The sequence below is a fragment of the Aquibacillus rhizosphaerae genome, from assembly GCF_030282825.1.
GTDB lineage: Bacteria > Bacillota > Bacilli > Bacillales > Amphibacillaceae > Aquibacillus_C > Aquibacillus_C rhizosphaerae.
Genome location: NZ_JASTZU010000041.1, coordinates 158,130 through 173,867, shown reverse-complemented (window position 1 = coordinate 173,867; position 15,738 = coordinate 158,130). Strand labels below are relative to the sequence as shown.

The 15,738-nt window shown below is 35.0% G+C and carries 19 protein-coding genes; all 19 read right to left on the bottom strand.

Annotated features, from left to right (window positions below; translation table 11 throughout):
* Nucleotides 1-28: 28 nt before the first annotated feature.
* Nucleotides 29-607, bottom strand: a complete 579-nt coding sequence (locus tag QQS35_RS14245) for a CNNM metal transporter family protein (RefSeq protein WP_285932879.1) — start codon at nt 605-607, stop codon at nt 29-31.
* A 691-nt stretch (nt 608-1,298) separates the two neighbouring features.
* Nucleotides 1,299-2,189, bottom strand: coding sequence for a polyprenyl synthetase family protein (locus tag QQS35_RS14240; protein ID WP_285932878.1), 891 nt, complete (start codon nt 2,187-2,189; stop codon nt 1,299-1,301).
* Nucleotides 2,190-2,423: an exodeoxyribonuclease VII small subunit gene (locus tag QQS35_RS14235; RefSeq protein WP_285932877.1), complete on the bottom strand. Its 234-nt coding sequence runs from the start codon at nt 2,421-2,423 to the stop codon at nt 2,190-2,192. It lies immediately after the preceding gene.
* Nucleotides 2,407-3,768 (bottom strand): exodeoxyribonuclease VII large subunit, encoded by a 1,362-nt coding sequence (gene xseA / locus QQS35_RS14230; RefSeq protein ID WP_285932876.1) that lies wholly within the window; start codon nt 3,766-3,768, stop codon nt 2,407-2,409. The genes QQS35_RS14235 and xseA overlap by 17 nt, the downstream gene beginning before the upstream one ends.
* A 48-nt stretch (nt 3,769-3,816) precedes the next feature.
* Nucleotides 3,817-4,671: a bifunctional methylenetetrahydrofolate dehydrogenase/methenyltetrahydrofolate cyclohydrolase FolD gene (folD, locus tag QQS35_RS14225; protein WP_285932875.1), complete on the bottom strand. Its 855-nt coding sequence runs from the start codon at nt 4,669-4,671 to the stop codon at nt 3,817-3,819.
* Between the two features lie 13 nt (nt 4,672-4,684).
* Complete coding sequence (gene nusB / locus QQS35_RS14220) at nt 4,685-5,068, bottom strand: transcription antitermination factor NusB (RefSeq protein WP_285932917.1); 384 nt, start codon at nt 5,066-5,068, stop codon at nt 4,685-4,687.
* 325 nt (nt 5,069-5,393) lie between these two features.
* On the bottom strand, nt 5,394-5,792 hold the full coding sequence (locus tag QQS35_RS14215; protein ID WP_285932874.1) for an Asp23/Gls24 family envelope stress response protein: 399 nt from the start codon (nt 5,790-5,792) through the stop codon (nt 5,394-5,396).
* Between the two features lie 102 nt (nt 5,793-5,894).
* Nucleotides 5,895-7,250: an acetyl-CoA carboxylase biotin carboxylase subunit gene (accC, locus tag QQS35_RS14210; RefSeq protein WP_285932873.1), complete on the bottom strand. Its 1,356-nt coding sequence runs from the start codon at nt 7,248-7,250 to the stop codon at nt 5,895-5,897.
* A 16-nt stretch (nt 7,251-7,266) separates the two neighbouring features.
* Entirely contained in the window at nt 7,267-7,758 is a 492-nt protein-coding gene (accB, locus tag QQS35_RS14205) for an acetyl-CoA carboxylase biotin carboxyl carrier protein (protein ID WP_285932872.1), read from the bottom strand.
* 833 nt (nt 7,759-8,591) lie between these two features.
* Entirely contained in the window at nt 8,592-9,197 is a 606-nt protein-coding gene (locus QQS35_RS14200; protein WP_285932871.1) for a SpoIIIAH-like family protein, read from the bottom strand.
* A 2-nt stretch (nt 9,198-9,199) separates the two neighbouring features.
* Nucleotides 9,200-9,853 carry a stage III sporulation protein AG gene (gene spoIIIAG, locus QQS35_RS14195; protein WP_285932869.1) on the bottom strand — a complete coding sequence of 218 codons (654 nt, stop codon included), beginning with the start codon at nt 9,851-9,853 and terminating at the stop codon, nt 9,200-9,202.
* A complete protein-coding gene (gene spoIIIAF / locus QQS35_RS14190) occupies nt 9,853-10,461 on the bottom strand; it encodes a stage III sporulation protein AF (RefSeq protein WP_285932916.1) in 609 nt (202 codons plus the stop codon). Before spoIIIAF ends, spoIIIAG begins: the two co-directional genes overlap by 1 nt.
* 26 nt (nt 10,462-10,487) lie before the next feature.
* On the bottom strand, nt 10,488-11,675 hold the full coding sequence (gene spoIIIAE, locus QQS35_RS14185; protein ID WP_285932868.1) for a stage III sporulation protein AE: 1,188 nt from the start codon (nt 11,673-11,675) through the stop codon (nt 10,488-10,490).
* Nucleotides 11,676-11,700: 25 nt separating this feature from the next.
* Entirely contained in the window at nt 11,701-12,090 is a 390-nt protein-coding gene (gene spoIIIAD, locus QQS35_RS14180; protein WP_285932867.1) for a stage III sporulation protein AD, read from the bottom strand.
* A 4-nt stretch (nt 12,091-12,094) separates the two neighbouring features.
* The gene (gene spoIIIAC, locus QQS35_RS14175; RefSeq protein WP_153736780.1) at nt 12,095-12,301 is read right to left on the bottom strand and encodes a stage III sporulation protein AC; all 207 of its coding nucleotides are present in this window, start codon (nt 12,299-12,301) and stop codon (nt 12,095-12,097) included.
* 15 nt (nt 12,302-12,316) lie between these two features.
* On the bottom strand, nt 12,317-12,829 hold the full coding sequence (spoIIIAB, locus tag QQS35_RS14170) for a stage III sporulation protein SpoIIIAB (protein WP_285932866.1): 513 nt from the start codon (nt 12,827-12,829) through the stop codon (nt 12,317-12,319).
* On the bottom strand, nt 12,774-13,751 hold the full coding sequence (spoIIIAA, locus tag QQS35_RS14165; protein ID WP_285932865.1) for a stage III sporulation protein AA: 978 nt from the start codon (nt 13,749-13,751) through the stop codon (nt 12,774-12,776). The genes spoIIIAB and spoIIIAA overlap by 56 nt, the downstream gene beginning before the upstream one ends.
* A 340-nt stretch (nt 13,752-14,091) precedes the next feature.
* Nucleotides 14,092-14,649, bottom strand: coding sequence for an elongation factor P (efp, locus tag QQS35_RS14160; protein ID WP_285932864.1), 558 nt, complete (start codon nt 14,647-14,649; stop codon nt 14,092-14,094).
* 23 nt (nt 14,650-14,672) lie between these two features.
* Nucleotides 14,673-15,734 carry a M24 family metallopeptidase gene (locus QQS35_RS14155; protein WP_285932863.1) on the bottom strand — a complete coding sequence of 354 codons (1,062 nt, stop codon included), beginning with the start codon at nt 15,732-15,734 and terminating at the stop codon, nt 14,673-14,675.
* Nucleotides 15,735-15,738: the final 4 nt, after the last annotated feature.

The following is a 15,738-nucleotide window of genomic DNA, read 5'->3' as shown; positions in this document are numbered from 1 at the left end:
TCTATCTGTTTGTTCATTTACGTTTAATTTAATCTTTCTTCAATATCTTAATTTTAAATTTATCTTCTATGAAGGCAATCATTTTACCTACAAAAAAGATAATTTGTGTAGAAGCATGAATCGCCAGATACTTACCGATTGCTTTACCACCTACAGTTAAGGCAGCAATAAAACTCGTTAGGATTACAGATACAACGATTTGAAACGTGGAACCATCTCCATATCCAAACCCATTTGCTACTTGAAGCACAACAATAGCTGACGCAGTTCCACTAACAATACCAGATATATCCCCAATCACATCATTACAAAAACTGGCAAATCGGTCAGCATTTCTCACGATAATAATCGCTTGTTTGGAACCGCTTACCCTCTCCGCTGCCATTGCATGGAAAGGAACTTCATCTGCAGCAGTAGCTGCTATTCCTAACATATCAAAGAAAACACCAATAAATACGATTAAAAATACAATTAGTAATCCAGCAATCCAAATAACTTCTCCTAATAATGCTGAGGAGACTACTGAAAAAATAGCCGCTAACACAAACGTGATAACGGCAATACCTAAACTGAATTTTATCGACTTTTGTAATTGCGATTTAGACATTATTTTACCCCAAATATGAAAATATTTTACTATGTAAAAAGGAATGGTCATTTATTAGGTAAAAACTGCGGCTTAGGTCCAGTAGGTTTTCCCAGATGGGTACCGAATGTTGCCATTCTGGCGGTTCCCCTTTAAACCCATCTTAGCGTTGTTACCAACAGCTAGACTGGATTACCACTTAGTCCGCACTATAATCCCTAATAAATGTCCATTGGAACAGTCTAGGAGATTTCCTCAACAGCCCTTAACCGTTTCCTAGCCTCTTTTGCAGTGCTGATTTCATATGGCAGAAAAGCGCTTTAAGAAGTGGCCATCTTCTTCATGCACTTGTGACCATAATCCCCTCAAGCACCACTCAAGGCAGGCTACGCTACGAACAAGGATTCCCCATCCCAATTACGTAGGTTCATACCCCATTCCATAGCAACTCCTTGGCTAAGCAGTCACCACAGAGATGGGCCTCCGCGGAAGTAGGGTCCTCGCCCACATGCCTTTGTGGATCGCCCTACAACCTTAACTCCCAGCACCGACCCAAGGCTGGGCGCCTCAAGCCGGCACAAGGAACTTCATCGATGTGCCCTTTGGCGGATTTTTAGGCCCGCCTTCAGAAACGGAGGACTGACTAGAATACTGCACCATTCCTAATGTATAAATAATATAACACAGATAATCAGTTTACTCAATCACCCGGTTAATAATCGCGATTGCTCAAATAATCAGTTAATTCTTCTAAAAGTGAGTTCTTAATTCCTGCAGATTTAAGAGCTTCTTTTGCTTTTTGTACATATTTTTCTTTTTGCTCAATTGCTCCTTCTAGGCCAAGCAATTTTGGGTATGTGCTCTTGAAATTATTTTCATCACTACCTACAGGTTTTCCCATTAATTCTTGATCACCTGAAACGTCCAATATGTCGTCTTGCACTTGGAAAATCAAACCTAAGTAATAAGCAAAATCATTTATTGATTCCAGTTGATGTGTTGAAGCCCCACCAATATAGGCACCGCTAACAATTGCAAACTTTATTAATTGTCCTGTTTTCAGTAAATGTATCTCTTCTAAGTCTTCTAAAGATGTTTCAACTTTTTCTCCCTCAATATCCAAGATTTGACCTGCTACCATACCAGTTGGTCCACTTGCATTAGCCAGTTCTTGAATAAGAAAAACCTTTTGATCTGATGTTAATTGATTGTCTTCAGATATGACCGTAAAACTGTGTGTAAGTAGTCCATCTCCAGCTAATATAGCTGTTGCTTCGTCAAATTTACGATGATTAGTTGGTTTTCCTCTACGAAAATTATCATCATCCATTGCCGGTAAATCATCATGAATTAATGAATATGTATGTATCATTTCTAGTGCCACCGCTATCGTCATAACGGACTTATAATTTCCTCCGTACGATTCACAGCTAGCCATCATTAAGATTGGGCGTAACCTTTTCCCACCAGCTTCCATTGAATATAACATTGAATCTTTTAATTGAAGTGGTGCGTCCATTTGTTTTATCAAATTAGTTATTTCATCGTTAACAAACTTCTGCCGTTCCGTTAAATACTCCGTTAACGTATTCGTATTTTCCACCTATTCTTCCTCCTGAATTGAAAATGCTTGAAAGTCACCTTGCTCATTCACAATTTGTTCCATTTGCTTCTCGACGTTCGTTAACTTGTCGCTACAAACCTTAGACAAGTTCATTCCTTCTTGGTAATAATTGATAGCTTTTTCTAACGGAACTTCACCTTCTTCTAACTTATCAACAATTTCTTCTAATTTCTTCATCGCTTCTTCAAAAGATAGTTCATCTTTCTTTGTCATCTGTTTTCTCCTCCTCAACATCTAAAACTTGACAATCCAATATGCCATCAACAATATTCACCTTTATTTGGTCACCAGCTTGCACATGATCTATAGAGTTAACTACTTTTCCTTCTTTGGAGTAGGATATCGAATATCCTCTTTTCATTGTGTTTAAAGGATTTAATAAAGCAAGTTTCTCAAGAGTTGATGCAAATCTTTTTTCTTCATCTTTATATATTGCTTGAAATGCACGTTTACTTCTTAACTTTAATTGATTAATGTTTTCATTCAATTGATTGATTTGTCTCTCGGGGTGTTGTTGCATTAATCGTTTATGCAAAAACATCCATTGGGTCTGGTGTTGTTCTTGTGTACGCACCAGGGCTTTAGTTAAACGATCAACATTTTTATCTAATTCCTGTTCTTTTTGTTTAACTAATTGCTCTGGATAACGAAACGCATAGGACCTTTTCAGTTTCAATAACCGTTCATTTGACCTTGATACTTGTTCAGAGATGGAACGTTTAAGCGATCGTTCAAACGCTAAAATTCTGTCTTTAATTTCGTATTGAGAAGGCACTGCTATTTCCGCTGCAGCTGTTGGGGTTGCTGCTCTAATATCTGCGCTGAAATCACTTATAGTAAAGTCTGTCTCGTGACCTACAGCAGATATAATTGGGATACTGGAATCAGAAATGGATCTTGCTACGATTTCTTCGTTAAAACTCCACAGTTCTTCAATAGATCCTCCACCACGTCCAACAATTAATACATCAAACGTCTTCAAACGATTGGCAAACTGAATTGCTTTTACAATGGATGACGCAGCCTGATCCCCCTGGACTAATACAGGTATAATAGTTACTTTCACTATTGGATAACGGCGACGAATTGTAGTAATGATATCACGTACAGCTGCACCTGTAGGAGAAGTTACAACCCCTATATGAGTTGGATATTCAGGAATGGATTTTTTATTTGATTCATCAAATAACCCCTCTGCAGTCAACTTCTGTTTTAATTGTTCAAAAGCAAGATAGAGAGCACCAATCCCGTCTGGCTCCATCTGTTGAATATATAACTGGTATTGGCCTTGTGGTTCATAAATACTTACTTCACCTTTAATTAATATGTTCATCCCGTTTTCCGGCTTGAATTTTAAACTGCGATTATTCCCAGCAAACATGACTGCTTGAATTCTAGAATTATCATCTTTAATCGTCAAATACATATGACCACGACTATGGTGTTTAAAGTTTGATATTTCACCTTTCAACCACACTTCTTTTAAATGCTTATCTAATTCAAACTTTCGTTTCATATATCTTGTAAGTGCACTTACAGTTAAATATTTATCGTTCATCGAAACACACCCAAATCATTATAAGGTTTTGTATGATTGCTTTTGGTCTTAAAGTTGGTGAAACTTTCTTGCTGATTTTATTGTGTTATGTAATAGCATTGTAATTGTCATTGGCCCAACGCCTTTAGGAACTGGTGTAATGTAAGCAGCTTTTGCTTTTGCCGATTCGAACTCAACATCGCCTGTTAATTTTCCATTTTCCTGTCTGTTTACACCAACATCTATAACTACTGCACCTTCTTTAATATCTTCACCAGATAAAAAGTGCGCTTTACCAACTGCAACAATTAAAATGTCAGCATCGATCGTATATTGTTTCATATTCTTTGTTCTTGAATGACAATAAGTCACCGTTGCATTTTCATTTAATAACAGTTGACCCACTGGTTTACCGACAATATTACTTCGACCTACAATAACAGCCTTCTTACCCTCAATCTCAATGTTCTTAGATTTTAGCATTGTTATAATACCAAACGGTGTACAAGGGAAAAAAGTATCTTTACCTGCAATCATACGACCAATATTTATTGGATGAAAACCGTCAACATCTTTTTCCGGACTGATTGCTTCAATGATTATTTGCTCGTTAATATGTTTTGGTAGTGGGAGTTGCACTAATATACCATGTACATTCTTATCAACATTCAAGTTATCAATAAGCTCTAACAGTTCTTTTTCAGAAGTACTGCTCGGCAGTTCTATTAAATTAGAATTAACCCCTACAAAATCACACGCTTTTTGTTTTCCACGTACATACGATTGCGAAGCAGGATCTTCTCCAATTAAAACTACTGTTAAACCTGGTACAATACCTTGTTGCCTTAAACTTGTTACCTCTTCACGCATTTCTTCACGCAAGCTTTCAGCTAACTCACTACCATAAATTACTTCTGCTACCATTTCTGATTTCCCCCTATTTAATCATTTTAGAAAGTACACCATTAATAAATTTAGCTGATTTTTCATCGCCATATATATGGGCTATTTCTAAAGCTTCATTTATAATTACACCTTGTGGAATTTCTTCTACACTATAGAACAGTTCATACGCTGCGATCCGTAGTAATGCTTTTTCCACAAATGCCAATCGAGAAAAGCTCCATTTTTCCAGATTCTCCTCTATCTTTTGATCGATAGCTTGTCTATTTTCTGTTACTCCGACTACGATATTTGTTAAAAACAAATCCTCTTCTTCTTCTTCCAATACTTGTTCAATTGCTTCTTGTGGCTCAATATCATTCATATCCATTTGAAAAAGAATTTGAAATGCTTTTTCTCTTGCTGTTCTTCTTTTCATCATTTTCAATCTCCTTATTAGCTCATATCTGTTTCAAATGATAACATTTTCCACAATGCAATGCTATATTCATGGTTATACTTAAATTCATCTACCTAATCAAAGTATTTGGTTCAATACGAAAAGCTCGGGGTGCCTGGCTCAACATAAGGCAATTAAGCTAGTCTGGAATTTTACCCACATAGAGGATTGACTCGGGTAGCGGCTGTAACTAAACGTGGCACATGCTAACAGTCAGTTATCCGCAAAATCTATACCAACCTATGCTACAAAAAAAGAGGCCGTAAAGAGACATATCGTCTCTTGGGCCCCTTTTTAAACAAGCTTATTCTTGTGATTCGCCCGTTTCTTCCTTCAAATCCATATGAACACCGACTACATGCACATTGATTTCATCAATTTCGAGTGAAGTCATGTTTTTCAATGCTTGGCGAATATTAGTCTGTATTTTTTGTGCGACTTCAGGGATTCTAACACCGTAATCAATAATTACAAACACATCAATTAAAACACCACTATTGGTTAATTCAACCTTTATGCCCTTACCATGAGTTTTCTTTCCTAATCGCTCTGCTACACCAGTAGCAAAGTTGCCTCTAGTATGGGATACACCAGCCACTTCAGTGGTAGCAATTCCAGCAATAACTTCAATAACTTCGGGAGCTATTTCTACTTTTCCTAGATTGGAATCCTCACTTACATTTAACAAAGAGTTCTCGCTCATTTGCATACACTCCTTTATATTTAAACAATTCAAAATTAATTGATTTAATGAAGGATAATTTTTTCCAAAAATTTCGTAAAAATATTTTAACCCACTTTAATACTAATCACTATCCATTATAGAATACTTTTCCAAAAATTTCGTATTAAAGTCTCCCTCAACAAAAACCGGATGCCTCATCACTCTGCTATGAAACGGAATTGTAGTAAAAACACCTTCAATAACAAATTCATCAAGGGCTCGTTTCATCCGATCAACGGCTTCTTTCCTAGTTGCACCATATGTAATTAATTTTGCAATCATTGAATCATAATACGGCGGTATCTTATAACCTGGATACGCCGCAGAATCAACTCTTACGCCAAAACCACCCGGTGCTAAATACATGCTAATTTCTCCTGGAGAGGGCATGAAATTTTTGAATGGATTCTCAGCATTAATTCTACACTCAATAGCCCATCCATTAAATTGTATCTCTTCTTGTGAAAATGAAAGTTTTTCATTATTTGCAATATTTATTTGTTCTTTAATCAGGTCAACACCAGTAACCATTTCTGTTACAGGATGTTCTACTTGAATTCTTGTATTCATTTCCATAAAGTAAAACGTTTCCTGTTTCTTATCAAAAATAAATTCAATAGTTCCTGCCCCTGAATAATCCACTGCTGCTGCTGCTTTCACTGCAGCATCACCCATCTTTTTACGCATTTGCGGATCAATCGCTGGTGACGGTGTCTCTTCGATTAATTTTTGTAGACGTCTTTGGACTGTGCAATCTCTTTCACCTAAATGGACAACATTACCGAAGTTATCAGCTAATACCTGAATTTCCACATGGCGAAAGTCCTCTATAAATTTCTCAATATACACTCCAGGATTTCCAAAAGCCTTTTCTGCTTCATTTTGTGTTACACGGATTCCTTTGATTAAGTCTTCTTCAGACCTAGCCACTCGAATGCCTTTTCCACCGCCTCCAGCAGTTGCTTTGATTATTACTGGATAACCAATTTCATTGGCAATTGCGATACCTTCTTGCTCATCATGTATAATGCCGTTTGAACCGGGTACTATTGGTACGCCAGCTTGTTTCATGGTCTCTCTTGCTACATCCTTGGTTCCCATTTTTTGTATTGCATATGGGCTTGGTCCGACAAAAATTATATTACATGCTTTACAGATCTCAGCAAAATCTGCATTTTCGGAAAGAAAACCGTATCCAGGATGGATAGCATCTACTTCTGTTAATGTTGCTACACTCATAATATTTGTGAAATTCAAATAACTATCTTTGCTATATTTAGGACCAATACAGTATGATTCATCTGCAAGTTGAACATGTAATGAGTCACTATCAGCTTCTGAATACACAGCCACTGTCTCGATATCTAGCTCTTTACAAGCACGAATGATTCGAACTGCTATTTCTCCCCGATTAGCAATCAAGATCTTCTTAATCACGTTGTCATCCCCTCACTCACACTGTCTTTACTCTAAATAATGGTTGGCCATATTCAACAAGCTCACCATTTCCAACTAAAACGTCCACAATTTCACCATCTATGTCCGCTTCAATTTCATTAAATAGCTTCATTGCTTCTACTATACATACTACTGTATCCTTATTAACCTTTTCACCATTTTTGACAAATACGTCTTTATCTGGTGACGGTGAACTATAAAATGTACCAACCATTGGTGATACAATTTCATGGTCATAGTTCTTTACTGTTTCTTTTTCTTCACTAAAATCACTATCTTCTTTAATAATCTGATGTCCATTGTTAGCTGTATCAACAGACGTAGTTGATGTAGTAACTACCGGATTTGACTTTTGAGGCATAGTTTCTACTTCGCCTTTATGTTTTTTAAGTGATAGTTTTGTTTCATTCGTTTCAAAAGTAAATTCATCAATAGATGATTCATCAATCCGTTTAATAAGTTCATGAATTTCATTAATTTTCAACATTCTTGCACCCCTCTGTATTTTGCATTTAATAACAGGTACTAATAACTCCTCTTAATATATTACGAAAAGGAAGCTAAAACTGCAACCTTTGCTTTTATATGATTTCTATTTTTCCCAACATTTAACCGTTGTACTTATAATAACACAGGTCAATTTCATAACAAAAAATATATTTTGTTATATCTAAAAAAGATTGTCACAGTATCAAAACTAATGATTAACCTTTAAAATATGCTTGTTACACTTTATATTGTTATACTTCATACGAAAATATATTTTTTTAGCGGTTTTCTAAAAGTTTGTTATTTGAGTCAATTTCATAATTACCTTATTCAGTCACCTACAACGATATATAGTTTGGAAATGGTTTTATACAACTATATATCGTTGTAGGTGACGACAAAATTGGTATTATGAAATTGATTAATTTGTGACAAATAACATATAAAGTCTGTACTAGAGCTGCGCCCCCGCTCCTCAAACAAAATCTATTTGCATAATCTTTCTTGTGATAGTTGATTTTTTAAATATGTTTCGTTATAGTACATGGAATTAAGGCCTAAATACCTCTAGCTCCTCCATCTTAGTGACTATAACACTTTCTAATCCAGGCAAATTCATGTTAAACTGCATATACACGCATCTCCTATCCCCTTTGATTTGTTTCTCGTCAATTCAAGTGTAAAGGATATAGGAGCTTGCGTGTTTTCTTATGCTTAATTTTTTTCATACCCCAACATATATAAAAGAACCTTATTTTTAAGCTCTAAAAAACTGACTCACAAGAATATAACCTTGCGAGCCAGTTTTTACTTTTTGTATTTTTTTACACTTTAACTAACCGGCTGGAATTTAACTTCAACTTTTACTTGACCAAATTTATCACTAACCATTTTCACAATGTTGTTAGCTTCTGTTTTAGATAGTTCATCAGCTTTGACTGTTACAAGAACATCTTCTCCTGTTGATTGAACTAAAACATCTTGGTAACCTTTTTCTGATTTTAGGGTTTGCTCTAAAATGTCTTCTTGGGTTGAAACAGTGTCAATCTGCTTGATTTTCTCATATGCTTCTTCTTTTTCATCAGAAGTAGTTGTGCTTGAAGCAAAAATTTCTTCTAATCTTTCTTTCTCCATGCTTCTTTCATCTTGTAATTCCATTCGGATTGTTGTAAATATTTCATCTGTTGCAGTTGAAGAAGTTACTTCCCCTTCTAACGGTTCTTCTCCTTCTGTAGTATCTTCCATTGCTTCATCGGTGTTCCCTTCTTCTAAACTAGTATCTTCTTCACCCAACTCTGTTGTGGCTGTTTGATCTTCTAAACCATCATTATTAATAAAAGCAAGGTCCTCCCCATTTGGTGAACTCATGTAATAAACACTTAACACAATCATTAGACTTAACATGGTCAATAACCACACCGTTTGTTTTTTTAACATTATTATTCCTCCCCTTTATTTTTAGGCATTACTGCTATTCTATGAGATGGGACATCTAGCACCCTTGATACAGCTTCTACTACCCATTGTTTTAGTTCTATATGGTCAACACCTTTAGCTACTACTAGTACACCTCTAACTTCAGGTTTTTTTGTCTGAACAATGAGTGGCACCTCTTTATCTCCTTGCCTTACGATAACCACATGTTGTTCTTCAGTAGAATCTTCCACATGTCTTTCTCCACCATTTTGATCTGTTTCTTCTGTGGTTTGAGTACCAATAATTAAATCCTTTTCAAACACTTTCTTTTCAGAAGAATCCAGATTCACCATTACTTCAACTTCTGATACCCCTGAGATTTTTTCCAATAGGTCTGTTAAATCCTTTTCATATTGTCCCTCTACTTGTTTTACTTCTTCGCTTTTCTCATCGTCATCTTTGCTAAGAAAAGTTTCCTCTTCACTACTTGATACATTATTATCAGATAGTGAAAGTGAATTATTATCCTCTGCTTGGCCTTGAAACATATTACTAACGATTAGAACAAGTAAACCAAGTAGTGCTATCACAAGGATATATCCCATTTTAGTTGTTTTTTTACCATCTTCTGTTTTAAATTTTAATTGAGAGAAAAATCTCTTTAATGGATTTTCCACTATACCCCTCCCTCCCATAGAATTGATATGTTTTGATCTTCTAGCTGCCAAGATTCATATAAATAAGACTCTATTTCTTCTACTTCGGGTTTCGGCTCGTCTTTTTGATTAGAATCTTCAACGGAGATAACAACTTCTTTGACTGTACCTTCTTCTTGCTCTTGTTCAGTTTCATTAAGTATAATGTTAATTGTTTCTAAGTTTTCCATATTAATTGTTGATTCTTCGTCTTCATTAAACTGAAATGTGATATCTACAATGCCTACACCATATTGTTCATTCAACCCCTCTTCCACTTGATTTTTCATTTGGACAGCCATCTCTTCTACAACATATGCATCTTGTGAGGCTTGTATTTCATTTTTCTTTAATTCTATTGAATTTTTCATATTTTCTTCCTGAAAAGAAGTGTCTAACTCAGGGATTGCCTTATTAACTAACTCTTGTACATCTACTTGGAACAAGTGAAATATTGGTTGTAAAAAAATAAGAATGAGTAGTAGACCAACAACCATGTCGATATATTTTTTCATGGAAGAGTTAGGCAAGATCAATTCAATAACCATGGCCAATAACAAAAACAGAATTATTTGTGTCACCCAATCTATTAATAAATCAACTGCTACCTCCCCCTTTATCTAAGCATTAATGTTAGATTACTTGAAGCTACTAAAATAACAATCGCTAAAAAGAACATGAATGAAACTACTAGTAATGCAGCAAATATATAAATAATGTGCTTACTTATAATTTCCATACATTTTATTACTGGACCATCTCCTATTGGCTGCAACAACGCGGAAGTTAACTTGTAAATAATGGCGATAACAAAAACTTTTATTGCCGGGAATAAAACAATTGCTAATAATATGACAACTCCAACAATCCCAACTGCGTTTTTTAACAATAAGGATGCACTTAATACTGTGTCAGTAGCATCTGTAAACATCCTTCCAACAACAGGAATAAAATTTCCTGTAACAAATTTTGCAGTTTTCATAGCAACACCGTCTTGAATAGCACTTGCAGCGCCCTGAACGGATATCACACCTAAAAAAATAGTTAAAAAAGCTCCAAGTAAACCTAATCCAATATTTTTTAATAAATTTGCTAATTGTGTTACTTTATAACCTTCACTTAACGTACTAACAATATTTAACAGTGCAGATAAAAAAAACAACGGAATTACAACCTTAGAGATAAGCAGTACACTTGTGTGAATTAAAAACACAATAATTGGGTGAAAAAATGATACTGCCATAAGATTCCCGAAAGAGGCCATCAGACCTAACATTAATGGGAGCAAGGCAATCATAAATCCGCTCATGGTTGATATCGTATCGTTCACATAAGAAGCGGCTAATTGAAAACTATTAAGTGCCAATACAATTAATACGAGATATATAATGGCATATGCCACTTTACTTACTGTTTTATTTTCAAATGAATTTTGTAATGTTTGTAAAATCATACAAAATAAAGTAAGCATAATTAAAGAACCCAATAACTTTCCATTCATAACCAATTCAAAAAATAAAAACTCTACAATTCCACTTATCCATTCTTTTACTGATAAGTTTTCTCTATTTTTAACAAACTCCAAAAATGTAGTCTTTTGTAGTCCTGGTAAGTAACCACCATACTCATTTACAACTTTATCCCAATAGTTTTTCACTTCACCAAATGATATATCATCAAAATTAAAACTCTGAGCTTCTATTTCATTACTCTGATCATTAGCTGCGGAAATCTGAAGAGGAAAAATCAAACAGAGAACGAATATTACAATTGCAGTACTTATCAATCTGTTCAGCTGCTTCATTCACTTAATCTTACTCCCTTCCATGTTAGGTCGGGATAAACCCTATAATGGTTTCAATAACTGCCGTCAATATCGGAACAGCTAAAACGAGAATCAACACTTTTCCCGCAAGTTCAATTTTAGCTGCTACAGCTGTTAAACCAGCATCCCTAACAATATGCGCCCCAAATTCTGCAATATAAGCAATTCCTATGATTTGTAGTATTGTTTCTATATACATTCCATTAACATTAGCTTTATCACCTAGATATTGAATTAACTGAAGTATCTCCGAAATATATTGAATAACTGTCACAAATATTGTTATCCCGGTTAGTAATATTAGAAAGAAAGCAAATGATGGCTTCTGCTCTTTAATTACAAGAACTAGCAAACTTGTTACAATCCCTATACTTACGATTTGTATTATTTCCATATCATTACCCCTGGAATAAAAAAACTGATTTAATTTCTTGAAAAAGATCTGAAATTCCATTTATTACAAATATAAGCACAATGATAAACCCTACTAAACTAGCGAACTGTGCATACTCTTCTTTTCCCATCTGTTTCAAAATGGTGTGAATCATTGCTACAATAATTCCAATTCCAGCAATTTGAAATAATACTGATGCGTCGCCAAGCATTCATCTTACTCCTTTCTAAATCAAGAGTATTACAACCAGTAAGCCTGTAAGAAAGCCCAAGCTTTTCATCATCTTACTGTATCTATACTGGTAATCCTGTGCTTCTTGAAGTTCTCTTTCTAAATGGGTAAGAGCTAATTGAATATGTTTTTGTTGTTGTGTGAAATCATGTTGTCCTAATGTGAGACCGAATTGACGCAAAATTTCCCTTTCATTTGAACCTAATGAAACTAATGGCCAAAAATCATCCAAATTTTTTATCCATATGTCAGATAGACTCGTAGCTTTCTTTTGCAAATCATCACTAACCGCTTTAAAAAACCATGCTACTGGATGTGGCAATTGTTTAGACACATTGAAGCACGCTTCAATAATAGGTGATTGACTATATAATATTTCAGCTTCTAATATTTGAAGCGCATTTTTTAATTGACGAATTTGTTTCGGACGATCATTTAGTTTTCTAGCTAGTTCAAATCCTACCCAAGTAGTGCTGCATAACAGGAGAAGTGCCCCGATCCATTTCATCTTGTGTGCACCTCGGTTTCCTTAGAATATTTTTCCCATCATTCATCAAAATCGTACTTACCTTGCCTGGTGTATTTGTTCTTTCTAAACATATAAATCGATCAAATGCCTGTTGTTTAAGTAAGAGTTGTAACGATGGCCTTTTTTTTATGTCAGATAAAGAATCTCCATGAACGGAACAGATGATTCTTACACCGGCATGCATCGCCTCCAGTAAAGCTAAAACATCTTTTTCACTACCGATTTCATCGACAATTATCACATCAGGTGACATAGATCGAATCATCATCATGAGTCCCTCTGCTTTTGGACAAGCATCCATAATGTCAGTTCTTTTTCCCAAATCATGTTGTGGAATCCCTTTGATACTTCCACCAATTTCTGAACGTTCATCAACAATACCAACCTTAAGTGGTGAGTTATTTTTCCAACCATTCGATATTAGTCGCGCAAAATCTCTTAATAAAGTCGTTTTTCCAGTTTGAGGTGGTCCAATTATTAGTGTATTTAATAAGTGTTTTTCATATAAATAAGAAATATAATTAGATGCAACTCCTATTTTTTCTTTCGCTATTCGTATATTAAACGAAGAAATATGTTTAATTGCTTTTACTGCACCATGCGATGTATTGACTTTTCCTGTAAGCCCAACTCGATGCCCACCCTCAATTGTAATAAACCCTTCGCGCAATTCATCTTCAATACGATATAACGAAAATTGACTAAGTTGATTAATTAGAAATACCCCATCCTCCATGGAAGGCAACAAATTGTTAACCCATTTTGTATGATTATCAAAAATTAACTCGATAGTTCGTCCAACTCTAATCCGTATTTCTTGAAGAGATGACCAATCGGAACCTATGTCGCTTACTATTCTGCTTTTCAATTTGGGAGGAAACAAACGTATTATCTCGTCCATAATTCATTTCACTTCTTCCTATTTACCAATCAAGGTTTCTTTATTGTATATGTATGCTACCCTGTCCTATATATGACTATAGAAAATGAAATTAATAGATTGTTACTAGAATGTTTATAAGCTTTTTATACCGAGTTGATAGAAAGTATAAAAAAAGATTCACTGCCAATATACTGGCAGTGAATCTTTTTTATGATATCAATTTCATAATACCAATTTTGTCGTCATCTACAACAATATAGAGTTGGATAAAACCATTTCCAAACTATATATTGTCGCAGATTACTGAATAAGGTAATTATGAAATTGACTCAATTAATGTGAATTTTTATTCCAAATATTATCCGCGAGAAACATACTTTCCATCGCTTGTATTAATTACTAAAACATCTCCTTGATTAACAAAAAATGGCACCTGTACCACAAGTCCAGTTTCAACAGTAGCTGGTTTTGTACCACCACTTGCTGTATCACCTTTAATTCCAGGTTCTGTTTCTGTAACGGTTAATTCAACATTATTCGGAAGTTCTACACCTAACGTTTCTCCCTCATATGTCATAATGTGGACTTCCATATTTTCTTTCAAAAATTTAAGTTCATATTCAATTTGAGAAGCCTGTAGTTCTAACTGTTCATACGTAGTAGTATCCATAAATGTATGTACTGCACCGGAAGCATACAAATATTGCATTTTTCTATTCTCAATATGAGCTTTACTTACTTTTTCTCCACCACGAAATGTTTTTTCTTGAATATTACCATTTCTAAGGTTACGAAGCTTTGAACGAACAAAAGCAGCGCCTTTTCCTGGCTTTACATGTTGGAAATCAAGCACTTGCCATATACCATTATCTACTTCAATTGTTAAACCAGTTTTAAAATCATTAACAGAAATCATTACTACTCCTCCTATTGCTTTGCTTACAAAATAATTAAATCTTTAGGTGAAAAGTTAAGCTTTTCATTGCCTTGTTTCGTTACTACAGTATCATCTTCAATTCTGCAACCACCAACACCTGGCACATATATTCCTGGTTCTACTGTCACTACCATTCCTTCTTCCAAAACTTGATTGGAACGAAATGATAAACCAGGTCCTTCATGTACTTCTAATCCAAGTCCATGTCCTGTGGAATGTCCAAAATACTCTCCATAACCTTTTTCTTTAATATAGTCACGTGTAAATGCATCCGCTTGTTTGGCTGTTACACCTGCTTTAATTCCTTCCATACCTTTGAGTTGAGCTTCTAATACAGTATGATAAATGGTATTTAGCTCTTCACTAATTTCGCCAACAGCCACTGTTCGAGTAATATCAGAACAATATCCATTGTAAAGCGCACCAAAATCAAGCGTTACTAACTCTCCAGCTTGGATTTTTTTCTCTGATGCAACACCATGTGGCAGAGCCGAACGATATCCTGACGCTACAATAATATCAAAGCTAGAAGATGTTGCACCCTGTTTCCTCATGAAAAATTCCAATTCATTAGATACATCTATTTCCCTTACACCTGGTTTAATAAAAGTAAGGATATGATCAAAAGCTCCATCAGCAATTTTAGCTGCTTCCTTTAATATATTAATCTCATCTTCTGTCTTAATCAAGCGTAACTTTTCCACCGTACCACTAGTTGGAATTAGCTCAGCAGCTATTTCACTTTTATATTGTTCATAAACACCAAAAGACACATCGTCTTTTTCAAAACCTAGCTGGTGTATTCCTAAACGTTTTACTTGCTCGGAAATTTCTACTCCCACTGTCTGTTTATGTTCAACTACCTTAAATTCGTTAACTTCATCATTCGCTTGTTCTATGTATCTAAAATCAGTAATTAGTAGTGCATCTGTTTCTGTAACCAGTACTACTCCGGCAGTACCAGTAAATCCAGTAACATACCTTCTATTTATCGGGCTAGTGATTAGTAAACCATCCAAGTTTTTTTCCTTGATTGATTCACGGAGTTGTTTAAGTTTCCCCATAATA